This is a genomic window from Chryseobacterium sp. D764 (assembly GCF_019317325.1).
In the GTDB taxonomy this organism is placed as follows: domain Bacteria; phylum Bacteroidota; class Bacteroidia; order Flavobacteriales; family Weeksellaceae; genus Chryseobacterium.
This window is the reverse complement of sequence record NZ_CP079219.1, coordinates 2,536,224-2,560,787: the sequence shown is the minus strand read 5'-3', so window position 1 is coordinate 2,560,787 and position 24,564 is coordinate 2,536,224. Positions and strand designations below refer to the sequence as shown.

At 35.8% G+C, this 24,564-nt stretch carries 19 protein-coding genes; 9 read left to right on the top strand and 10 right to left on the bottom strand.

The genetic code is table 11. The features are described 5' to 3' along the window. Positions 1-40 precede the first annotated feature (40 nt). Positions 41-1,327, bottom strand: coding sequence for a CitMHS family transporter (locus KYG33_RS11505; RefSeq protein ID WP_180564585.1), 1,287 nt, complete (start codon positions 1,325-1,327; stop codon positions 41-43). Positions 1,328-1,351: 24 nt separating this feature from the next. Next, on the bottom strand, positions 1,352-1,957 hold the full coding sequence (locus KYG33_RS11500; RefSeq protein WP_232539004.1) for a DUF2490 domain-containing protein: 606 nt from the start codon (positions 1,955-1,957) through the stop codon (positions 1,352-1,354). A 382-nt stretch (positions 1,958-2,339) separates the two neighbouring features. Between KYG33_RS11500 and KYG33_RS11495 the strand changes: the two genes are divergently transcribed. Further along, positions 2,340-3,308, top strand: a complete 969-nt coding sequence (locus tag KYG33_RS11495) for a sensor histidine kinase (RefSeq protein ID WP_257468762.1) — start codon at positions 2,340-2,342, stop codon at positions 3,306-3,308. Next, a complete protein-coding gene (locus tag KYG33_RS11490) occupies positions 3,301-3,999 on the top strand; it encodes a LytR/AlgR family response regulator transcription factor (protein ID WP_219071776.1) in 699 nt (232 codons plus the stop codon). The genes KYG33_RS11495 and KYG33_RS11490 overlap by 8 nt, the downstream gene beginning before the upstream one ends. Positions 4,000-4,053: 54 nt before the next feature. On the opposite strand, the gene KYG33_RS22495 is transcribed toward KYG33_RS11490, so the two are convergent. The 5 genes from KYG33_RS22495 to KYG33_RS11470 form a co-directional block, all read right to left on the bottom strand. After that, positions 4,054-4,188 carry a hypothetical protein gene (locus KYG33_RS22495; RefSeq protein ID WP_255812661.1) on the bottom strand — a complete coding sequence of 45 codons (135 nt, stop codon included), beginning with the start codon at positions 4,186-4,188 and terminating at the stop codon, positions 4,054-4,056. A gap of 265 nt (positions 4,189-4,453) precedes the next feature. Then, positions 4,454-4,591 (bottom strand): hypothetical protein, encoded by a 138-nt coding sequence (locus tag KYG33_RS11485; RefSeq protein ID WP_165790518.1) that lies wholly within the window; start codon positions 4,589-4,591, stop codon positions 4,454-4,456. Between the two features lie 155 nt (positions 4,592-4,746). Next, positions 4,747-5,469, bottom strand: a complete 723-nt coding sequence (locus KYG33_RS11480; RefSeq protein ID WP_219071775.1) for a hypothetical protein — start codon at positions 5,467-5,469, stop codon at positions 4,747-4,749. A 56-nt stretch (positions 5,470-5,525) separates the two neighbouring features. After that, positions 5,526-7,913, bottom strand: coding sequence for a M1 family metallopeptidase (locus KYG33_RS11475; protein ID WP_180564581.1), 2,388 nt, complete (start codon positions 7,911-7,913; stop codon positions 5,526-5,528). 67 nt (positions 7,914-7,980) lie between these two features. Further along, positions 7,981-8,559 carry a HupE/UreJ family protein gene (locus KYG33_RS11470; protein WP_180564580.1) on the bottom strand — a complete coding sequence of 193 codons (579 nt, stop codon included), beginning with the start codon at positions 8,557-8,559 and terminating at the stop codon, positions 7,981-7,983. Positions 8,560-8,709: 150 nt separating this feature from the next. On the opposite strand from KYG33_RS11470, the gene KYG33_RS11465 reads away from it, so the two are divergent. The 3 genes from KYG33_RS11465 to KYG33_RS11455 all read left to right on the top strand — a co-directional run bounded on the left by KYG33_RS11465 (position 8,710) and on the right by KYG33_RS11455 (position 13,614). Beyond that, positions 8,710-11,928, top strand: coding sequence for a S8/S53 family peptidase (locus KYG33_RS11465; protein WP_219071774.1), 3,219 nt, complete (start codon positions 8,710-8,712; stop codon positions 11,926-11,928). 81 nt (positions 11,929-12,009) lie between these two features. Further along, the gene (locus tag KYG33_RS11460) at positions 12,010-12,525 is read left to right on the top strand and encodes a DUF6702 family protein (protein ID WP_077418962.1); all 516 of its coding nucleotides are present in this window, start codon (positions 12,010-12,012) and stop codon (positions 12,523-12,525) included. Positions 12,526-12,651: 126 nt separating this feature from the next. Further along, positions 12,652-13,614 (top strand): phosphatase PAP2 family protein, encoded by a 963-nt coding sequence (locus KYG33_RS11455; RefSeq protein ID WP_219071773.1) that lies wholly within the window; start codon positions 12,652-12,654, stop codon positions 13,612-13,614. On the opposite strand, the gene KYG33_RS11450 is transcribed toward KYG33_RS11455, so the two are convergent. Next, positions 13,611-14,204: an ACP phosphodiesterase gene (locus tag KYG33_RS11450; RefSeq protein WP_219071772.1), complete on the bottom strand. Its 594-nt coding sequence runs from the start codon at positions 14,202-14,204 to the stop codon at positions 13,611-13,613. The two genes, KYG33_RS11455 and KYG33_RS11450, sit on opposite strands and share 4 nt — an antisense overlap. A gap of 108 nt (positions 14,205-14,312) precedes the next feature. Then, positions 14,313-15,662, bottom strand: a complete 1,350-nt coding sequence (gene radA, locus KYG33_RS11445; protein ID WP_077418965.1) for a DNA repair protein RadA — start codon at positions 15,660-15,662, stop codon at positions 14,313-14,315. A 137-nt stretch (positions 15,663-15,799) separates the two neighbouring features. On the opposite strand from radA, the gene KYG33_RS11440 reads away from it, so the two are divergent. From KYG33_RS11440 to yidC, 3 genes are all read left to right on the top strand, one after another. Then, positions 15,800-16,369, top strand: a complete 570-nt coding sequence (locus tag KYG33_RS11440; RefSeq protein ID WP_077418966.1) for a YceI family protein — start codon at positions 15,800-15,802, stop codon at positions 16,367-16,369. 314 nt (positions 16,370-16,683) lie between these two features. Beyond that, positions 16,684-18,291, top strand: a complete 1,608-nt coding sequence (locus tag KYG33_RS11435) for a CTP synthase (RefSeq protein ID WP_219071771.1) — start codon at positions 16,684-16,686, stop codon at positions 18,289-18,291. 178 nt (positions 18,292-18,469) lie between these two features. Further along, entirely contained in the window at positions 18,470-20,269 is a 1,800-nt protein-coding gene (gene yidC / locus KYG33_RS11430) for a membrane protein insertase YidC (protein ID WP_077418967.1), read from the top strand. A gap of 128 nt (positions 20,270-20,397) precedes the next feature. Here yidC and KYG33_RS11425 read toward each other — a convergent pair whose 3' ends face one another. After that, a complete protein-coding gene (locus KYG33_RS11425; protein ID WP_219071770.1) occupies positions 20,398-20,982 on the bottom strand; it encodes a ribonuclease HII in 585 nt (194 codons plus the stop codon). Positions 20,983-21,593: 611 nt separating this feature from the next. On the opposite strand from KYG33_RS11425, the gene KYG33_RS11420 reads away from it, so the two are divergent. Then, positions 21,594-24,560, top strand: a complete 2,967-nt coding sequence (locus KYG33_RS11420) for a SusC/RagA family TonB-linked outer membrane protein (protein ID WP_257468761.1) — start codon at positions 21,594-21,596, stop codon at positions 24,558-24,560. Positions 24,561-24,564 lie beyond the last annotated feature (4 nt).

Genomic DNA, 24,564 nt, shown 5'->3' with positions numbered 1-24,564 from the left:
TTTTTTATATGATAAGATTACAAAATTCAAAGATATAACCTTATATAATACCAAGAACCAATGCACTCAGCAACATTACAATTGATGATCCTATGGCCCATTTTAAAGTGAATTTCAGGTGATCGGAGAATTCAACACCTGCCAGTGAAACGAGCAGATAAGTGGAAGGAACCAAAGGGCTTAATAAATGAGAGGCCTGCCCCACAAGACTGGCGCGTCCCAAAATATCAGGAGGAATATTCAACTGGCTGCCGGTAGCTGTAATTACAGGTAATATTCCAAAATAATAAGCATCATTAGTCAGGAAAAAGGTAAGCGGTACACTGAATATGGCAGTGATTACATTCAGATAGCCACCCCAGGTTTTAGGAATGATACTGATAATACTGTTTCCCATAGCATTCATAATTCCTGTACCATTCAGGATTCCTGTGAAAATTCCTGCTCCGAAGATCATTCCCGCTACAGATAAAGCATTTCCTGCATGTTTTGAAATGATTTTCTGCTGGTCTTTCAGTTTCGGATAATTAATTAAGGAAGCTATGCAGAAAGCAATCATAAAGGCAATTCCCAAAGGAATAATATCAAGAATCATCACGCAAAGAAGGATAATTGTCAGGATAAGATTGATAATAATAAGCTTGGGACGTCTTAATGCCGGATCATTCTCTCCGGCAATATCCTGTCCGCTGTATTTTGTATATTTTCCGTGCTTGCTTATTCTTTTTTTCTCCCGTACTCCTAAAATATAAGCAACAAAGAATACCCAGACCAGTCCGACCAGCATTACCGGAATCATAGGAACAAATATTTCTGTATGCCCCAATTTAAGAGAACTCATTACTCTTGCCGTAGGCCCTCCCCATGGTAAAATATTCATAATGCCGCCAGCTAACATGATAATACAGGTCAGAACCAAAGGATTCATCCCCTGTTTTTTATAAAGCGGGAGTAATGCTGCCACTACAATAATATAAGTGGAAGAGCCATCGCCGTCTAAGGAAACTAAAGTGGTGAGAAGGGCGGTTCCGATGGTTGTTTTTACAGGATTATCTCCTACAGCCTTTAATATGGCATTCACAAGAGGTTCAAAAAGTCCTGTATCAATCATTAGACTGAAGTATAGGATGGCAAAAATCAGCATAACCCCCGTAAGTGCTATTTCTTTTACTCCTTCTTTCATCATTTTCCCCAGATCAGGCCCGAAACCTGCAACTACAGCGATAAGTACAGGTACAAGTACCAAAGCGGTAAGCGGAGTCATCTTTTTGTTCATGATGAGAATCATGAAGATGAAAATCATTAAAAAACCAAGAAATGTAAGCATAGTATGTTGTAAATATTAATGAGGTTATTGTTTCTTTTTTCTCCAGTCAAAATTGTTTCTGAAACCTATAAACCCGTAATTACTTGTTTTTCCGGTTTCCAGCTGATTGATAAAGGCAAGCTCCAAAGCAGAATTTTTTCCTAGTTTTATTCCAAGACCTGCAGTAATACGATTGCTGTCGAAAGGTTCTAGCTTATCAACATTCATTCTTATTTCATTTTTAAGAATACCGTAGAGCTTTTCTTTTTCTCCTTTTTTATTGAAAGGAATTCTGACAGAGATCAGATAACGGATTCTTACCTCAAACTCATCAGGGTTGCTGATAAAACGTTCCTCTACTCTAAGACGGTTGGAGATTGATGTTCTGCCAATATAATAATCAGCGGTTACCTGTTGAAAAGGTCTTTTTTCATATCTTATTTTTTTGGAATCATCAGCATTATAAGATTCAAGGATCAAAAACATAGCTCCTACAGCAGGTTTTATATTCTCAACCACTTCATAATCTACATAAGCATTCACCAGAAAAAGTCTTGTATCGTAAGCCAAATCGAAGGAACGGTACTGAGTAAGTGCAGTTAAAGTACTTTTGTCTGTAATCTTCGCTGACATCAGGTACTGAAACCACATATTGTAATTGTCTTTGCTCTGACTGTGTAAGAGGCCATTTATCAAACAAAATGATAAAATAAGCGTTAATTGTATATTAAGTTTCATGTAATATTTGATTAATATTGCGGTTTCTCAAATATATTTATTCGAAAGAGCGGGGCTGGATTTTTTCAATCAATGACAGTTTTTCTCAACGAACTGCATTTTGAGACAAAAAGATATTATATTTGATGCGTTTCAAAATAAGGTATGGACTATGTTTTTAATCATTAATTTTATTATTATATTATTGATTATCAGGATTTTATTTAGTGGTAAGATTCTGGAAAGCCTTATGACGTACCGTTGGAAATTTTTGTTGAGGTTTCAGCATGTTTTTTTCCTTATTATCTTCATTTTGATGACTTATTTCACCGAAAACTACTTCCTGGATTCAATTCAATTGGTGATAAGCATTATTTTGAATACAATTTTCAATGTTGGGATTTATTATCTGGTGTACTATTATCTTGTTCCCCGATTTTATTTATCCAATAAGTACCCGGAGTTTATCCTTTATGCTTTAATCTGCTTTTTGGTGTCCAGTCTTTTCAGAATTTTGTGGGAACCTGCCGTTTTTCAGATGGATTTCAGTGGAAAAGGTTTTCATGTAGGTTTTCTTTATAATGTGTACATCTCGCAGGGGATCATCATTCTGGTGGGAGCTTTTTTGGGGATTACCAAAGACAAATTTTTAATAGAGCAGGATGTGATCAGCCTTGGAGAAGAGAAAGATCAACTTTATCTTGATTTGCTGAAGTCTAAACTGAATCCTCATTTTTTATTGAATACTCTTAATAATATTTACGCGAACAGTTTTACCCATTCGGAGAAGACTTCAGATTCTATTTTGCAGTTGAGTAAACTTTTGAAGTATATTATTTATGACAGCGGAAAAGAAAAAGTAACCGTTTCTCAGGAATTTGCTTCCTTGAAAGCGCTTGCAGCTTTATATCAGCTTAAGTATAATAACCAGCTTGATATTGTCATGGATATTGAAGAGCAGGAAGAATTTGACATTGCTGAAATTCCGTCTGCTATACTTCTTACTTTATTTGAAAATGCTTTAAAACACTCAGCAATAGGAGAGGATGCTTATGGTTTTATAAAATTATTCTGTAATATTGAGCGCTCTGAACTGTATTTTGAAATTATAAATTCTGTAGGGAAAGATAGAATTCATGCAGCTGAATCTAATTATCACGGATTGGGTAATGATGCAATTATTCATATATTGGAAAAATTTTATCCTGATCAGTATGAATTTTATTCCGGGCCGAAAGAAAATGATCAATATAAAATTGCTTTAACAATTACTATCAATGGCTAACCTGACTATCGTTAATGTAGATGATGAATATCCTGCGCTGCAACTTGTAAAACAATATTGCGGTCAGCTTGATGATGTTGAATTGCTGGCTTCATTTCAGAAACCGGAAGAAGCACTGGCTTTCCTGAAAGCAAACAAAGTGGATCTGGTTGTTTTCGATATCAATATGCCTGGCATCAATGGCGTAGAGCTTTTGGAGCAGCTTCCTGACCCGCCGCTGTGCATTTTCCTTACGTTGGAAACAAAATATGCAGTGAAAGCATTTGAGCTGGATGTTGTTCATTATCTTATCAAGCCTGTAGATTTTGATACTTTTAAAAAAGCGGTCAATAAAGCAAGGGATTTTGTTCAGTTTAAAAGTTCGGCTGGCAGTAAACAGCAGGAAGACTTTATTATGTTCAAATCCAATTATGTGATGAACAAGGTTTTTCTCAAAGATATTCTCTGGATACAGGGATTCGGGGAATATATTGTACTGATGACCCCTTTGAAAAAATATATGATTTTGGAGAGAATGTCAAATTTTGAAGAAAAGTTTCAGCATTTCGGATTTATCAGAATTCATAAGTCTTATATCGTCCTATCGGATCATATCAATTCTTATAATTCCGGTCATGTTTTCCTGAAAAATGGGGAAGAACTTCCATTGGGGAGAACGTATAAAAAGAATTTAAAAACGCATTTAAGCTAAAAAATAAAACCGGAAATTTCCGGCTTTATTCAAAATTGTTATCAGATGACAGAACTATGGGCAATATTGTCCCGGTCCGATCCAAAGGATACACTGTCCTTTGTAATTGTACTCACAGCAAATGCGTCCTGCTGCTCCGCCATTGATTGATTTCTGAGCATCTCTGCTTAATAATTTAGCGTTTTTCATAGTTAGTAATATTTTGATTGGTACGTCCTGAGCATTTAAAGTCAATCAGGATTTTGACATTTGGTGTAAAAGAAGTGGTTCAAATATACTATTTTTCCTTATTATGTGATATATATTATTGCTATTTTTTTTAAATAAAATTTTGATTACCAGTTGTTAACGGTTTTTTATTCAATAGTATAATAAACAATACAAAGGTTGAGAATATAAAAAGAGAAAGCCGGAAACTTCCGGCTTTATTCAAAATTGTTATCAGATGTTAGAACTAAGGACAGTTTTGTCCCGGTCCGATCCATAAAGTACATTTTCCGTTATCGTCGCGTTCGCAACATACAAGTCTGGCAGCAATTCCGCCATTAATTGTTTTCTGAGCATCTCTGCTTAGTAATTTGGCATTTTTCATAAGTAATATTTTGTTTTTTTAAGTCCTGAACATTTATTGTCAATCAGGTTTTTGACATTTGGTGTTTATGGTGATTCAAATATAAAGAATTTTAAGTCAGATTGTTATATTTTTTGTAGACTAGAAATAGGTGTTGGTGTTTGATATTCAGTAATTTATTGAGTTGTTTCCAAAGACATTTTTCTTCCTGCCATATCCATATCCTGCTTTACAATTTTTCTTGTTGCAGCATCAATATAATAGGTGGTAGTCGTACTTTTGTTACTGATATCATCATTTGTTTTAACTACCCAAACCGGTTTTCCTTTATATTCTGTTTTTTGAGTATCCAGAATGTAGGCTTTCATCATTCCTTTTTTCTCAGATTTTGGGTTGTAATCGAAAATAGAAATCTCAGCGGTGTAATTTTCTTTTAAAGGAAGATATCTTATGAGCATTGCATAGCTGCTGCTGTCAAAATAATGAGCTACAGAGATATCAATAACATCTTTTTTCTGCGTTTTTTTATCAAGATAATATCCGGTGGCTTTATCTTTTCCGGACTTGATAACCATATCTCTGTTCAAGTTGTAAGAGGAATGATAAATGGGTGCGAAGTCCGATATTTTCACAAGGGTAGAATCTGTCCATTTTGCATCAGGAGCCTGTTTCAGTTTTACAGTTGTTCTGATCAGGAGATCTGTTTTGTTCAGTTTTTTGTTTTCTGTTGTAATGCTGCCTATTTCGATTTTTGTTCCGGCATTTTCTGTAAACCATAGCGCTTCATACGTTTCATCCTGTATTAATTTCGGATTAATGTCTGCATTTTGTGGAGTAAGCAGGTTCTGGGAAAAAAAATTAGCACTACTTAGTATTAAAAGGAAAAGAATAGCTCTCATGATCTTTTTAATAATAAGTAGTGCTGTATTTGTTAAAAGTTACAACTTTTTGGTTTTTAACTCTTTCCTGCGGCCTGCATTGGATTCACCTTTCCGGTTGAGCCACCTCTCACAGGTCCTCCTTCCTGTTTTTGTTTAAAGAGTTGGAATTTTGAAGTTTCAGTACCGGATCCGGTGCTGCTCCAGAGATTATTCGTGGTATCAATATCAGCAGTTTCTCTCATTGGATCAAGCTGAATAGATTTTACTTTCTTTTCAAAATAATACGTCTTGGAAACCTTTTGCTCATTCAGTCTCCAGATCTGTGCTGCAGATTTATCATACACTTTGGAACCATCCTCAAAAGTGAACTCAAGAATGATAGGCATTACCAGTCCGCCTTTGTTTACAAAATCGATCTGATATCCTGTAATATTTTTGAACTTCTCTTTATCCTTTGCATCTAAAGGAAGACCAGCCTCTGTTTTGATGACATATTCCTTGTTATTGTCTACCTTTTCCTGGCCTCTGTCATATTTATAATAGAAATCCTGTGCAGCTTTGTCAGTATCCACATAGAATTTAATATTCTTATCTTCTCTGTTTCTGATTTTTGAAAGATCTTCAAAACTGTTCACCAATGGTTTTTCAACCTGATATTTCACTTCAGCAGCAGCTTTAGGATCGGTCTCCAGATTGGGAACGACTACCGTTACTTTATCAATAGCAATATCTACAGGATCTGTACCGTAGAACCAGCCTCTCCAGAACCAGTCAAGATCTTCACCACTGGCATCTTCCATTGTACGGAATAAATCTGCAGGTTCAGGATGTTTAAAAGCCCATCTTTTAGCATATGTTTTAAAAGCTTTGTCGAAAAGCTCTCTTCCCATGATCGTTTCACGAAGAATATTCAATCCTGTTGCAGGTTTTGAATACGCGTTCGGGCCATATTGAACAATATTTTCAGAGTTGCTCATGATAGGCTCCAGCTGATCTTTCGGTAGTTTCATATAATCTACGATCGTCCAGGCCGGTCCTCTTTTGGAAGGAAATTTATTATCCCATTTTTCTTCAGTAAGATATTCTGTAAACGTGTTCAGACCTTCATCCATCCATGCCCACTGTCTTTCATCAGAATTGATGATCATTGGGAAGAAGTTGTGCCCCACTTCATGAATAATTACTCCAAGCATTCCGTTTTTGGTCCCTTCCGAATACGTTCCGTCTTTCTCAGTTCTTCCGAAATTGAAACAGATCATCGGATATTCCATCCCGTTGGCAGCTTCTACAGACTGCGCTACAGGATATGGATAAGGAATGGTAAATTCTGAATAGGTTTTAATGGTATGAGCAACCGCTTTTGTGGAAAACTTTCTGTAAAGACCGTAAGATTCTTTTGGATAGAAACTCATTGCCATTACTTTATTATTGTTTTCAGGAATTGTTACACGCATTCCGTCCCAGACAAATTTTCTCGAAGAAGTCCATGCAAAATCACGAACATCCTTCGCTTCAAAAATCCATGTTTTTCTTTGTTTTGAATGATTTTTTTCTGCTTTCTTAGCTTCATCCAATGTTACGATTTCGATAGGTTCAGAGGCATTTTCAGCTTTTCTATATCTTGACAGCTGATCAGGCGTTAATACCTGATCGTAATTTTTACATTCTCCGGTTCCGCCTACAATATGATCGGAAGGAACATTCATTGAAACTTTAAAATCTCCGAAAACCAGTGCAAATTCACCTCTTCCGGTAAACTGATGGTTTTGCCAGCCCTGGAAGTCACTGTATACACACATTCTGGGATACCATTGGGTCATCGTATACAGATCGTTTCCGTCTTCAGGGAAGTTTTCGTAACCGCCACGGCCTCCCATTTTCATTCTGTTGGAGATATTGTAGTTCCAGTCTACTTTGAAAACGAATTTTTCACCCTTTTTCAAAACTTTAGGAAGATCGATACGCATCATGGTTTTGTTGACCGTATACTTCAAAGCACTACCTGAAGCATCTGTTACTTTTTCAAGACTCACGCCGTAACCATTATCTTTTACTGGAAGTTCAGTTGCCTTAAGCTGTTGGTCGGTCGTTGAAGGACGAAGAACGGATGAAGTATCATACCCGGCATTTCTGATGCTTGAATGTTCGTTTTCATCTAGCTGCAGCCAAATATAATCCAGATCATCAGGAGAATTGTTGTAGTAAGTCACCGTTTCTGAACCTTTCAGATTTCTTTTATCCTCATCCAGATAGGCAGTAATGTTATAGTCGGCTCTGTTTTGCCAGTATCCGTGTCCCGGAGCTCCTGAAGCCGTTCTGTAAATGTTGGGTGTTGGAAGAATTGTTCCCAGTTGTTCAAACTTGTTGCCATGGTTGCTGCCCGGGTTATTCTGAATATTTTGTGCGGTGAAACCTGTATATGCAAATACAGAAAATGAAAGTATAATAACTTTTAGTTTCATAACCGAAATGATTTATTGATGATCAAAGATAGTAATAAGCTCTTGAAATAATGAAAATATTTAACTTTTAAAAAGGAATTCTTTCCAAAGTCATTTTTAAGGATAAAGCAAATACCCCGGAAGAAACGAAGAGTATCCAGTCTTTTTTATTCACTTTGAAAAGATTGAGTGAAATAAACAGGAGGAGTAAGATGGCAGCAACAATTACAATCTGCCCAAGTTCCAAACCAATATTGAATCCCAGCAGAGGTAAAGCAATACTTTGACTTTTCGCTATCATTACTCTTGCAGTATTGGCAAATCCCATTCCATGGACCAGGCCAAAGATCAGAGCAAGGTAGTAATTGGCCCTCATCAAGGTCTGTTTCTGATTTTTCATAATGATATTATCCAATGATGTCAGGACAATCGTTAGAGGAATTAAAAACTCAACCCAGTCAGACGGAACTCTGAAGACATCCAGAATACTTAAAGCTAACGTAATGGAATGTCCGATTGTAAATGCGGTGACAAGGATCAGTATTTTTTTCCAGTCACTGTAAGAATAAACAGCAATTAAAGCCAGAACAAATAGCTGATGATCTAAGGCATCCAAAGAAATGATATGTTCCCATCCAAGGTTTAAATAAAAAAGAAAATCCTGCATTTTGGTTAAAAAATTTATATTTTAAATATTTTGTTAAAATGTTATTAATTTTGTTATTTGATTTAGTTTTTACGCTTTTTGTTTGTTAATTGTTGATCTTATTTTTGATTTAAATAAAAATTGTATAATTGTATTGCTTAAAAATGAAATATGGATATTAAAAAATTATTTTTTACAAAAGTAAGCATTTCACACGGAGGATCGAAGCTTCTGAGAAATGCAACAGCAGCCTTTTTAGGATTGTATTCCTATGCTTTTTACGGGCAGGTACAGAAACTGGACTCCCGATTTGACATTTTATTGAAAAATAAAGAAAGTATTGCCAATGGGAGAGCGGTTAAAGAACTTGAACGCCCGGATATGAAACTTGATCAACATCTGGTGGTGACTTCAAAAGGAGCACAAACAATGTATTCATGTATTATTTATACTAAAGAGCCGGAAAAACTGAAAGCAGACGGTTTCATTATTCAGAGCCAGCTGCCAGCCTTTTCTACCGCTTTAGTTACCATTGAAGATATTGAAAGACTTGTGCAGCTTCCGTATGTAACATCTGTAATGGGGCCGGCATTTGATGAGCTTCATAATGATGTGAGCAGAGCCCAGTCCGGAGCAAGCCTTTTGCAGGATGGAGTTTTCAATAATACGGTTTATAATGGCACCGGTGTTTTGGTAGGAATTTATGACAGTGGAATAGACTGGAAACATCCGGACTTCAGAAAAGCTAATGACCAGACCAAAAGCAGAATTGTTTCGATCTGGGATCAGACATTAACGGCACAATCTGGAGAAACTACTCCTACAGGATTTTCAACAGGTGTAGAATATACAAGAGCACAGATTGAAGATGAGCTGGATGGAACGCCGGTAGGATTTGTTCGTGAAAATGATACCAACGGACATGGAACCCATGTTTCAGGTACAGCTGCTGGAAATGGTGCAGCTTTTACAGATAAAAGGCATAAAGGATTTTCATCTGATGCAGATATTGTATTTGTAAAAGGGGGGAATGGTTCTTTTCCTACAACAAATACCATTAATGCCTTAACCTATTTCAAAAACGTAGCAACGGCACTTAATAAACCTATCGTTGTCAATATGAGTATTGGCGGCCAGGGAACGGCTCATGACGGAACATCCAGTCATGAAGTGGCTGTTAATAATTTTACAGCATCAGGACCTGGTAGAGTGGTGGTTATTTCTGCCGGAAATGATTACGGAGCTAACCTTCACAGAAAAGTGGATATTGCAGCTGGTGCGGCACAGACGTATAACTTTACAGTAGCAAGCAATACTTCCGCAACTTCAGTGTTTTCATTCATTATGTATGCCAATGATAATACCGCTGTTACAGCAAAACTGACTACTCCCGATGGACAACAATATACACAGAATATAAGTACGACTACCGCGCACACCATATTGGGAGGAGGCCTTACAGCAACTATGTATAACTATTGGGGAAATGATAACAACAAAAGATACGTACAGTTAGTCGTAACCAGAACCTCCGGAACGACCAATGTTCAGGGAAATTATACATTGGAAATTACCAATAATGGAGCGCAGCAAATAACAACCCATGGCTGGCTGTACAGCCAGGGAGTGCAAACCACATTGCAAAACGGGGATAATGAATATATTGTAGGAAGTCCAGGGAATGCTTCCAATGCGATTACAGTAGCTTCATACATGGGAAGAGCCAGCTGGTATAGTGGAACAAGCGGCTATTTCACACTTACTCCGCAGGAGTCTATATCTTCATTTAGCGGACAGGGACCAAGAACAGATGGTTTTCAAAAACCTGATATTGCTGCTTCTGGCCAGAATGTGATTTCATCAAGATCAGGTGATTCTGCTCCTGGTACTACAGATATTATTGCAGGAACCAATTATTATGTAAAAAACCAGGGAACAAGTATGTCTTCACCCGGTGTAGCAGGAGCTGTAGGATTATTGCTGCAGGCCAATCCGGCATTAACTGCAGCCCAGGTAAAAACACGCCTTACCTCTAATGCAAGAATGGACGGAGCAACGGGAACTGTACCCAACATGAGATGGGGATATGGTAAACTGGACATTTACAAGGCAGTGACTGATGAGCTGGGATGTGTAAAATCTAATTTTGAGACGGTAGGGTATGATGAACCTTATATTATTGCCAATACAGAATCTAATTATTATTTTGATAATATAGCCCTTGCTGTCAGATATACACCAACCCTGACAGGAAAATTGGGAGGATTTTCATTATTAACAGGAACTTCGCTTCCTTCTGACATTCCGGTAGATATTCAAATCAGAAAAGTGGATGCGAATGGAAATCCCGGAGATATTATAGCCACTAAAACAATTACCTCATGGCTAAATAATGTGCAGAGATTTACCTGGAATTACGTGAATCTTTCGGATCTGAATGTACAAATGGTAACCGGAAAAGAATTTTATGTTGTCGTAAACGGTTTAGGGGGAAGAATTGCCGTGAAAGCTGAGAATGCAGTAGTCAACAACAGATCCAAGACGTCTACAGATGGTACAACATGGACTTCCAGAACATTCGATCTCAAAATGAGAGCTGTAGTCTATGAGAATGTTGCTGAAGTGAAGAACTTAGCAACATCCAATCAAACTAAAGCAAGCACAGTAGCCAATGGGTATAACTATTTTACCAATGCCTGCCAGCTTATCTCCAGAGTTGAAAAAGAAACTGCGAGTACTGTAACAGGAAATACAACATCAAAGGTATGGGTAGATAATGCACAGCCAAACTATGTTGCAAGAAGATATGAAATAAATCCGGATACGAATGCAGTCACTGCAACCGGAAAAGTAACTTTATACTTTAAACAGAGTGATTTTGACGCTTATAATCTGACCAACGGAGTGAAATTACCTACTTCCCCTACAGATGTTGCCAATAAAGCCAACCTTCTTATTGAAAAATATACAGGAACAAGTACTACGGGTACAGTAGCTTCTTTTGGAGGAACTGCTACAATTATTACACCTGATATTACAAATATTATCTGGAATGATACCTACCAATACTGGGAAGTGAGCTTCCAGACGACAGGCTTTGGCGGATACTTTGTGAAAACGGGGACTACATTAGGAACAGCAGATATTAAGGTGAACTCAGAAGTAAATATCACTCCGAATCCTGCAAAAGATTTTGTGAATGTAGCATTAGGCAGACATTCTAAAGGAGTGGTAACCATTTATGATGCATCAGGAAAACTGGTTAAAACCGTAAATGTAAATACCAATGCCGGTAAAATTGATGTTTCAGAACTGGTAAGAGGAACTTATCTGTTCACCATTGTACTGGATGATAACACAAAAATTACGAAAAAAGTAATTAAACAATAAATCTTCATCAATCAATTATTATCAGAAGCAGCAGTTTTTATAACTGCTGCTTTTTTTATATTTGCTGTAAAAATAGAATTCATGTCGGGTAAGCTTTTTTTTGGATTTTTTTTATTCGTAACCTTGGTATTTCAGAGTTTTACGGGTGATGAAGTTTTTCATCCCTATCATGTAGGCTCTGTGGAAATTAATTATAATTCAAAATCCAGAACATTTGAAGTGACCGGGCGATTCTTCCTAGATGATATGGAAAACGGATTGGGAAAAAAATATGGGGGATCTTTTCATTTTAATGATGAAAAATACAAAGCAAAATTGAATGAGGCCCTGCAAAAATACTGTTCGGAATATTTCAAATTAAAAGCAGATAACAAATTTTTGAAAGTAAACTATATTGGTTATGAAGAAGATCAGGAATCTGTAGATATATTTCTCGAATCTGAACCTGTAGCCACACCTAAAAAAGTGGAAACTGCGGTAAGTTTTCTGTACAACCTTTTCGATGATCAGATCAATATCGTTCACATCATTGTAAAAGGAGAAAGGAAAAGTGAGAAGATGACGTATCCCAACCGTTATTTATTTAAGCAATTTTAATTCGATTTGTTTTTGCATTTAAAATTATAATCGAAATCATTAATCATCGTTATTTATTTTAAAAACTTTTCATTTAACATAAAATAATATTAATTAGATAGTTTTGCGTCTTGTTTTTATTAGGTTATGAAGAGAAGAAAAGCGCTTACTGTATTTGCCATATTAATTTCTTTCACATTGTTTGCCCAACAGGACAGTCTCATTGTTAATAATGCTTCTGACAGTCTTATTGCAGACAAAGATTCGATATCACTTTTACATTTGGATGAAACTGATCCACAGTATTCTTTCACAAAGAATAGGAACAGGAAAAATGATATTTGGGGACATTTTAAATATGATCTTGTGACAATGGCGGGAGGTTTTGGGAATGCTTTTACGCGTCCTTTATCCTGGGAGAAGAAAGATTATATTAGATTAGGAGCTACTGTTGCTACTGTAGGAATGATATACCTTGCAGATGAAGACATCAGCCGTGCCTTTATCAGAAATAGGGAAAATGTGCCTAATGTTTTAAAAAAATTCGGGTGGTATTTTGGGAGTCCACAGATCAATTATGGTATTACGGGTGCTGTGTATGTAACGGGTCTTTTGATTAATAATGAAAAGCTGAGAAGAACAGGAGTTCTGATGATTACAGCAGCAAGTGCAACAGGAGCTATTCAGCAAATTTCAAAATCGGCAACGGGAAGAGCCAGACCGGGATCCGGACTTGGAAAACACTTCTTCAAACCATACGGAAGAGATGCCAATTTCAGGAGCTTTCCATCCGGACATACTGTGCTTTCCATCACAACGAGCTATGCATTATCCAAACAATTTGAAAATCCATGGGTAAAAGGTGGAATTTTAGCTGTAGGGTCTGTTGTTCCGGTTTCAAGATTGCTTGAAGGGGCTCATTGGTTTTCTGATGTTACTTTAAGTGCTATTATGAGTATTGCCATTGTTGAAGGGATCGATAAATTTATGAAAAGAAAGGAAAAATACGAAGAGGATAAAAAATATAATCTTAAACAGCAAAATAAAAATAAAATTGCATGGGATATTAATGCGGGACCTTTAGGAATAGGGTTTGTGGGACGCTTTTAATTCTCCAGTTGTAATAATGAATTAATTCCTTTTGTGTGTTCCAGCAGGTCAGGAAAAAAATCATCATAACATTGCTGAAGATGATCCTTATTCTTTAAAAAAGCTTCAAAAACAGGAATATCTTTATCCAGATATTTTGCTTTATTGAGCACATTCTGAATACTGAATTTAATTCCCCAGTCTTCACGGTAATTATAAAGCCAGTCATCCTGTTCCATTTTAACCAGCATTTTTTTTAAATTTTCAGGCAGCCATTGTTCATGGGCATTCAAAGCGCTGTAAACCTTAAGAGAATGGGCTTTCCATTCTGTCAGAGAATTAAGGGAAAGGTCTCTTGCCACAAAGTGATCCATTGAGACATCTACAAATGCACCGGCATACAATCTTACCAAAGGAGCAAATACTTTTTTAGCTTCATGAATCGCGGGATGGGAGTCTGTATAAGTATCAATAGCTCTGTGTAAAGTAATTCCGTCCTGAATATCTTTCGGGAAAGAAAAACGATCCCTGTTGCGGATAAAATCTTCGAGAAACTGACCAACGATCTGTCCGTCGGTAAAAGAAAGAAAAGAATGCGCCAGATAATTCATAACTTAAAGGTATGAATTAAAAGTGAATAGTGAATCCGCTTCGCTTGTGAATTTTTTATTTACATCCCCATTGACCATTGACTTGCGCAGCAAAATTGACCATTCATATTAGAAAAGCCTCTCATGAAAATCCTCAATCTTACTTACTTCTTCGATCTTTATCCCAAATTTTCTTTTCGGAATTTTATTAAGATTGGACACAAATATTTTTTCATAACCAAGCTTTTCAGCCTCAGTAATTCTTTGTTCCACCTGTGCTACAGGACGTATTTCACCACTTAATCCGATTTCTCCGGCAAAGCAGTAATGTTCTGAGATGGCGATATCCTCATTGGATGAAAGAACAGAAGCTACCACTGCCAGATCCAGTGCCGGATCGTCTGTTTTTATTCCTCCGGTAATATTCAGGAAAACGTCTTTAGCTCCCAATTGAAAACCTGCTCTTTTTTCCAGTACAGCCAAAAGCATATTCAGCCTCTTGGAATCAAACCCGGTGGAACTTCTTTGAGGAGTACCATAAACGGCAGTACTTACCAATGCCTGAATCTCCAGAAGCATAGGCCGGTTTCCCTCCAGAGTTACCGCAACGGAGTTCCCGGAAAGTTCTTCAAATTTCTTGGTGATCAGAATTTCAGAAGGATTTTTAATTTCTTTCAATCCCTGAGAAACCATTTCATAGATACCAATCTCAGAAGTAGATCCAAAACGGTTTTTATTAGCTCTCAGCAATCTGAAAAGGTGATTCCGGTCCCCATCAAAGTTCAAAACTACATCCACCATATGTTCCAGGACTTTTGGTCCGGCAATCTGACCATCTTTGGTGATGTGTCCTACAAGAAAAACAGGCGTATTATTTTCTTTGGCATATTTGATGATTTCATTGGAGCATTCCCGGATTTGGGAAACGGTTCCCGGAGAGCTTTCTATCAGTTGAGACTGCAGAGTCTGAATAGAGTCAATAATCATAAAATCCGGTTCTAGTTTTTTTGCCTCATGAAGAATTTTTTCCAATGATGTCTCAGTAAAAAGGAAGCAGTTAGGATTTTGAATATCCGTAAGCCTGTCTGCTCTCATTTTAATCTGAGAAGCACTTTCCTCCCCCGAAACATAGAATATTTTTTTCTTCATTTTTAAAGCAAGCTGAAGCAGAAGGGTAGACTTCCCGATTCCCGGTTCACCACCAATCAAAGTAACGGAACCTAAAACAATTCCACCTCCTAAAACGCGGTTCAGTTCATCTGAAGGAGTTTTTATTCTCGGCTCTTCACTCGTTACCACTTCAACAATATTGATTACATGTTGTTTGGTTTTTGAGAAAGGGGGAGTTTTATGAGAAGGTTTTTCAACCACTTCTTCCACCAGAGAGTTCCATTCTCCACAGTTTTTACATTGTCCGAGCCATTGTGGATATTGTGTTCCGCAGTTTTGACAGAAATATGCTGTTTTCAGTTTTGCCATACTGCGAAGTTATAAAAAAGCATTTTTCTTTCAGAATCTAAATGGATTTAATATTAAAAACTAATCCATTCGCAGTAGAAATATCTTTCATATCTTAGCTTCATTCAATTAAAATATTAATGTAAAATATAATTACAATGAAAAAAGTATTTTTATCTTTCGTATTTGCGTTTTTAAGTGTTGTGGCGTTTGCACAGGGAACCTGGCAGGTGGACCAGATGCATTCATCGGTCAATTTTAATATCAAGCACATGGGAATTAGTTTTGTGCAGGGAAGATTTGATAAATTTGACGGAAAAGCGGCGACTAGTGGTGCCAATCTTGATAATGCCGATTTAAACTTTTCAATCAGTGTTCCTACCATTAATACGGGAGTAGACATGAGAGACAGACATCTTATAAGCGAAGAGTTTTTTGATGTTGCTAAATATCCTACTATTGAATTTAAAAGTTCTTCTGTTACAAAAGATAAAAACAACAATTATATCGTAAAAGGGAAACTGACTATGAAAGGGGTAGAAAAAGAAATCAGTGCTCCAGCTACATTCGGTGGAATTACAAAAAATAAAGACGGAAAAGAAATCATGGGAATTCAGACGAAATTTACAGTAAACCGTCTGGATTACGGAATCAAGTATGACCCTACAGGAGCTGGGATTGCGAAAGATGTTGAAGTAACGGCTTACTTTGAATTGGTTAAGCAATAACATTGTAAAATATAAAAGATAGAAAGGTTTTCCGTTCCATGGAAAACCTTTTTTGTTTATAAAAGCTGATATAATATTTGTGTTATCTTCGAAGTTGGAGAGAGGATTAAAAATATTTTAACTTGAAATAAATTCACTGTTAGTTTATAAACGGAAATCATAGTGGCTATAGCTTTGTTTCATTTGCTTATATCAAATATAGATAAAAATTTTTATCAGGTTTTATAATTGTTTGAGTGGTGTTTTTGAATTTTCAAAATGTAAATAATTGCTTTGTATCTCTTTTTCCCATAACTTTGCACAAACCTAATCTAATGAGTAAAAAGAATACAAAGTACATCTTTGTGACAGGAGGTGTAACTTCATCTTTGGGAAAGGGAATCGTTTCTGCTTCTCTGGGACTTCTACTAAAATCACGCGGCTTTAATGTAACGATCCAAAAATTAGATCCTTATATCAATATCGACCCAGGAACTTTGAATCCTTATGAGCACGGAGAGTGTTATGTAACTGAAGATGGTGCGGAGACGGATCTGGATTTAGGCCACTACGAGCGTTACCTTGATGCTCCTACATCCCAAAACAACAACGTTACTACAGGAAAAATTTATCAGACTGTAATTGAAAAAGAAAGAAAAGGAGATTTCCTTGGAAAAACAGTTCAGGTAATTCCTCATATTACTAACGAAATCAAACGTAGAATAAAAATCCTTTCAAAACAGAATTACGATATCATCATTACGGAAATCGGAGGAACTGTAGGGGATATTGAATCTTTGCCATACATTGAAACTGTTCGTCAGTTGAAATGGGAATTGGGAGAGCACAATTCTATGGTAATTCACCTTACTTTACTGCCTTATCTGGCTTCAAGTGGAGAATTAAAAACCAAACCATCCCAGCACTCCGTTCGTCAATTGATGGAAAGCGGAATTATGGCAGATGTTTTAGTTTGCAGAACAGAACATAAAATTCCTAAAGATCAGAGAGCAAAGCTGGCTCAATTCTGTAACGTTGCTTTAGAAAACGTTATTGAGTGTAAAGATTTGGAAACGATCTATGAAGTTCCTATGTATCTTCAGAAACAAAACTTTGATGATGTAGTATTGAAAGAACTGGATCTGAAAAGTGATAAAACAGCTGATCTTAAAGACTGGAAGAACTTCCTTAAGAAATTCCAGAACCCTAAGAAAACAGTTGAGATTGCATTGGTTGGAAAATATATTTCCCTTCAGGATTCCTATATTTCTATTGCTGAAGCTTTCAAACACGCGGGTGCTGACCTTGAAACTGAAGTAAAAGTAAGATGGGTATACAGTGGAGATATCACAGAGGAAAATATTAAAGATACTTTGAAAGGAGTGAATGGTATCCTTGTGGCTCCTGGCTTTGGAGACAGAGGGATTGAAGGAAAAGTTCTTACAGCAAAATATGCAAGAGAAAATAAAATTCCAATGTTGGGAATCTGTTTAGGAATGCAGATCATGACTGTTGAATTTGCAAGAAATGTTTTAGGACATACAAAAGCGAATTCAGTAGAATTTGATACAGCAACTCCGGATCCTGTGATCTCATTAATGGAGGAACAGAAAAATGTAATTGATAAAGGAGGAACAATGCGTCTTGGAGCTTGGAAATGTTCTTTGAAAAACGGTTCTAAACTATTTGATATCTACGGAAGCAAAAATATTTCTGAAAGACACCGTCACCGTTATGAATTCAACAGTGATTATCTTCAGGAATTTGAGAAAAATGGTTTCCTTGCTACAGGTACAAACCCTGAAACAGGCTTGGTAGAAGCACTTGAGCTTCCTGATCACCCATTCTATGTAGGAGTTCAGTATCACCCGGAATATAAGAGTACGGTAGCAACACCGCATCCTTTATTCAGAGCTTTCATCAAGGCTTGCGAAAAGAAATAAGGTAATATTTTATCATAAACGTCTATACATAAACTCAAGCTGATTATTCTCAGCTTGAGTTTATTATATAGTAACATCGTAAAGCATAGAGTTTTGATAAAAAAACAGTATTTTTGTCAGCTCAAAATTATGTACGTTACAGGTACATCCTAAGTTTAAAATTTTAATATAAAATAAAATGCAACAAAACAACGGAATCGATAAGAAACAAATGATTAGTTTCGCGGTTTTATGCCTGGTTCTCTTCGGTTTTATGTTCTATTTCCAGAACAAACAAGCAAAAGAAGAGGAGTTAAAAGCTCAGCAGCAGAAAACGGAACAGGTAAAAAATGCCGTAAAGCAAACTCAGGCAAACAATATCAATCCAAATGTAACTCCTAACTCCATCCAGACTGCAAGTCTTGGGAATAATGAACTGAAACTTGAATTTTCAAGCTTAGGAGGACAGGTTTCCAAAGTAGAGCTTTTAAAATATAAAGCATACAACCACAAAACAGACAATGCAGATCAACCACTTTATCTGATTACTAAAAATAATTCAAACTATGGTTTTCAGTTTAAAGACAAAACAGGAAAGATTGTTAATACTAAAGATTTAGTTTTCTCACCTTCTGTTAATGGAAATGCTGTAACCTTAACTGCAGATTATAATGGTGCTGTAATTCAATTCATTTACACGCTACTTCCAAAATACACTCTTGATTTTAAAGTAAGAACTCAGGGGCTTTCCAAAATTACTTCAGACAATAAAGCTGATTTTATCTGGGACTATAATGTAAGAAACCTAGAGAAAGGTAGAGCTCAAGAGCAGTCTCACTCAGAATTCTCGTATGCATTCAATAATTATAAAGACTATGATTATGATGGAAGAACGACAATGGAAGAGGAAAAGGAAACTCTTAACTGGATTGGTGTAAAGCAGCAGTTTTTTACTTCAGTAATTGAAGCTAAAAACGGATTTACTCAGAGCAAAGGAAATCAGGAAAATGTTGAAGAAGGAGAATATTTGAAGAAACTCAACTATGAAGGTTTTGTTCAGATGACAGGAAGTGAGCTGAACCAGGATTTCACATGGTATTTTATGCCATTGGATTTACCATTGCTTAAATCCTATGATAAAAACTTTGATGAAATTCTTCCGTTAGGTTGGTCATTCATTGGAGCAATGAACCGTTACTTCTTCATGTGGCTGTATAGCATTATTGCTGCGTGGGGATTATCAGCAGGTTGGGTGATTTTTGTAATGACAATTATTGTGAAATTGATCCTGTCGCCAATTATGTATAAGCAGCATAAATTGAGTGCGATGATGAAGGTGATCCGTCCGGAAATTGATGAAGCGAATGCTAAATTTAAGGATGCGGATCCAATGAAGAAGCAGCAGGCTACGATGGAGATCTATAGAAAAGCAGGAGTGAATCAGATGGCGGGATGTTTGCCGGCATTGGTACAGATTCCGATCTTTTATGCTTTATTCCGTTTCTTCCCGAACTTTATTGATCTTAGAGGACAAGGGTTCTGGTTTGCAAAAGATTTAACGGCTTATGATGATTTGATCAAGCTTCCGTTTAAAGTTCCTTTCCTTGGAGATCACTTAAGTATTTTTGCATTAGCTTGTACAGTTGTTATCTTGATATATACTGTCATGACTTCAGGGAATATGCAGCAGCCTCAGCAGGAAGGAATGCCAAATATGAAGGTTTTAATGTATATCTTCCCGATTACATTCCTATTCTTCCTTAATACATCAGCTTCAGGTCTTTCCTGGTATTATTTTGTATCGAATGCGATTAACATCTTAATTATCCTGGTGATTAAATACGTGATTCTGGATGAAAAGAAAATTCACGCTCAGATTCAGTCTAACAAGGAAAAACCGAAAGCAGAAGGTAAGTTCCAGAAGAGAATGAGAGAAATGATGGAGAAAGCTCAGGAGCAGCAAAAAACTCAGGAACAGCAAAAAAATAAGAAGAAATAATTCTTTAATTATAATAAAAAAAGAGAAGCAATTAGACATTGCTTCTCTTTTTTTATTTGGATTTTATTTAGAATGATTTCAAATTTTTGATCTTGGCATGAGAATTTAATAATTGAGAATGAGTTATTTCAATCATATTTCAGTCTGAAAGATTGTCTGTGATATGATGTTGGACCATACTTTATAAGGGCTTCCTGGTGTTTTTTTGTAGCATAGCCAAAATTAGTGTCCCAGCCGTATTCTGGATGCTCTTCATGAAGTTGGATCATTAATTTATCTCTGTAATTTTTGGCAAGAATTGATGCTGCAGCAATAGACAAAACCTTAGAATCTCCTTTAATAATACATTGATGTGGAATGTAATTATAAGGATGGAATTTGTTTCCATCTACCAGAATAAGCTCTGGAATTACGGTAAGTTTATCCAATGCCCGATGCATGGCGTGAATGCTTGCATTAAGAATATTATGCTCATCAATAAACGAAGGAGGAAGTTCTGATATGGCGTAATCTTTCACATTGTCTTTAATATAACTATCAAGGTCCATTCGGGTTTTGAACGTTAATTTTTTTGAATCATTCACCAGGTTTTGTTTGAAATTATCATCCAGTATTACCGCCGCTGCCACTACCGGGCCGCTTAAGCATCCTCTTCCTACTTCATCACATCCTGCTTCGATGTAAAGGTTTGACCAGTTCTTTATTAGCTCCATATTTATCTAAATGACAGATGCAAAATTAAAAAAACAAATATAATTTAATCTATTATTTGACTGGATGATTTTTGCTAATGTATAATGATATGATAAGGGCATTTTTTTATGGATGATTTTTAAATATCTGATATTGATGTTTTTTGTTAAAAAGGGTTATTTTTTTGATAATTATACTATTATTTTTGATTCTTGATGTTTTTTTATATTTTTTTAACGAAAAGTAAAATATGTATGATTTGATGATACTTTATTGTTATTGTTTATTTTTTGAATTTATCTCATGATTATTTGTTTGATTTGATTTTTTGTATGGTTGTTTTGTTTATTTTATGTAAAAATCATCAATTTAATTTTTTATTGTATTTTTTTGAATAATGTAGTCTGATTATTCTTTAGTATTTGTTAAAATTTTTATTTTTAATAAATATTAATATTTTATTTTCGATATTTTTTGATAATAATTGAAATTTTTATATTTTTTTAAGAAAATGCTTTGTGTTTTTAAGAAAGTTTTACAAATTTGTAGCCTGTAAAAAATAATTGAATTTGATATGAAGAAATTAACTGCGAGTGTATTTGCGGTTGTGCTATCATCCTCATTTGTGATGATGTCCGCCCAAAACACGAAGGATACTCTAAAAACCAAAAATATTGAGGAAATAGTTGTTACTGGTGCCTTGGGTATTAAGAAAAAAGCCGACGCTGTTACAAATGCGCAGCAGATAGTAAACACTAAAGAACTAAATCAGGCTGCTGCTCCAGGAGCTGTTCAGGCATTAACAGGAAAAGTGTCTGGACTACAAATTACCAACACAAACAGTTCTGTTGATCCAACTTTTAAAATTATTTTGAGAGGATCAAAATCAATTACGGGTAACAACCAGGCTTTAGTTGTTATTGATAATGTGATTTCAGATGCTACCGTTCTTAACTCTTTACCTCCGGAAATCATTCAGAGTGTGAATGTTATTAAAGGATTACAGGGAGCTGCTTTGTACGGTTCTCAAGGGGTTAACGGAGCGATTATTGTTACAACTAAAAGAGGTACAAAATCAGAAAAAATTCAAATTAATCTAACTTCTGCCGTTGAAGTTACGCAAGGATTTAAATATCCTCTTGTACAGAAAAAATACGGAAAAGGAGTTCAGGATGACAGTTATAGTGATGTTGATTACGGTGGTACTAACTATGTGCCATGGGAAAATATGTCTTGGGGACCTGCATACGACTATCCGGGATTCGGAGGTACATTGGTTCCAAGTGGTTTACCACAAGCAGATGGGAAATTTATTTACGAAAAATTTGCCCCGGTTAAGGATCATTTTTCAAAATTTTTCACCAATGGGGTTAGCTTCCAAAATGGTGTAAGTGTAAATGCAGGTGGTTCTGATGGCTATGCATTTATGTCAATCAACAGACTTGATAACACGTTTGTTGTGGATGGAGATAAAATGAGACAAAATAACTTCTTATTCAAAGGAGGGAAAAAGCTTGGAAAACTAAGAATTGATGGTCAGTTCAATTATATAGGTAGGCTAGTTAATAAAACTGATTCTGATTTGTATGATAATATTTTACAAATGCCATCTACTAATGATATTAGAAATTATAGAAATTCTGGGATCGGAGGGTATCTTACAGCGTATTCTACAAATCCTTATTGGATTGCACAGCATTCAAGATATAATACCAACAGAGATTATCTAAATGGTATATTGTCATTACAATATGAAATTAATAAGCATATCAACATTAGTTATACTGGGAACTTAAACCTTACTACAACTAAGCAGGATAACTGGAATGATGGATCTACTGGTATTATCAGTTATGCTAACACAGGAGTACCATTCCTAGATTCTCATACTTTAAATCAGTTTGGATCTCCAGACGTTACAGCTTATTATTTCAACAGAACATATAATGACAGAAAATATTATGGAGATTTAATGTTGAATTTTGATTATGACTTAACGTCAGATCTAAATTTAAAATTTAATATAGGTAATAATATTCAAGATAGCTATTCTACTGCAAGAACAGTTGGAGGAACAGGATTATTCATTCCAGGATGGTATAACTATAATAATGTATCTAATCCATCTCAATACGGAAGTAGCGATCTTCAAGCAGATGGTGGGTATATGGATAATTATACTACCAGAAACAGAGTATTTGCAGGGTTTGCAAACGTAGACTTAGGATACAAAGATTATTTATTCTTAAATGGAACATTCAGATATGAAAAGAATTCTGTTTATACAGTAAATAGCAGAGACCCACTTACAAATACTAGATTGACTAGTAACAAGCCATATTCTTATTATTCAGTTGGGGTATCTTTTATTCCGACTAAAGCGTTTGATTTTGGAGGAAGTGTGTTGAATTACATGAAAATTGCTCCAAGTTTCACAAAGGTAGGTAACTCATCTGGTATTAACCCATATAATGTTAATGCAGCTGGTATCATTCCTACAGGATATCCTTTTGGACCTATGCCTTCTTATATCATGTCTACTAGTATTACCAATCCTAATATTAAACCTGAGTTCGTAAATACTTTTGATTTAAATATTGCCTTAGGATTCCTGAAAGATAGAATTACATTAGAAGGGTCTGTTTATCAGTCTACTACGCAGGATTTAATTAGTAGTATCACTCCTTCAAACAGTTCTGGATTATCTTCTTACAGAGATAATATTGGTAAGTCTAGAATGAAAGGATTTGAAGTTGACTTAGGGCTAACTCCAATTAAAACACAAGATATTACTTGGAATCTTCATGCAGGTTATGCAATGTCCAGAACAAAATTATTAGAATTAAGCAGTGGTGCAGAAAGAGTTCCTATCTTGACATATACGACTCCTTCAGTTGGTTTAGCAGCTGTAGTAGGTGAGAACTTCTATTCAATTGTTGGAACGACTTATCAAAGAGATCCAAATGGTAATATCATTGTAAACTCTAATGGGGTACCATTAGTGAATTCTGCAACAAAAGTATTAGGAAGTTTGAATCCTGATTACACGATGACATTTAATACTTCTTTTAGATATAAAGCGTTTACTCTATCAGCAGTAGCTGATTATCGTAAAGGTGGTAAGTTTGTATCCTTTTCAAAAAGATTGTTAGCATTTACTGGAGCACTTGAGGAGACAGCAAGCCAAGACAGAACACAAGGTTATGTTGTGCCAGGGTCTGTACAGCTTGTAAATGGTTCATATGTTCCGAATTCAACACCTGCTTATGGTGATGACTATAATGGTGCAACGACATATTGGTCAGGTTCAATTTACAGAAATGTTGGAGAAAATCTTGTGGTAGATGCAACAGCATTTAAAGTAAGAGAAATTGCAATATCTTATGATGTTCCAAAATCTGTTTTAAACTCTACTTTCGTCAACAGTCTTAGTTTGAGCTTATATGCAAGAAATCCTATTATTATTTATTCAAAAGATAATAGAAACTTTGCAGATCCGGAAACGGCAAGTAGCAATGATAATGCTGCTGGGATTGCTTTAACGACTCAATATCCTACAACAAGAACTTTTGGTTTTAAAATTAACGCAACTTTTTAATTAA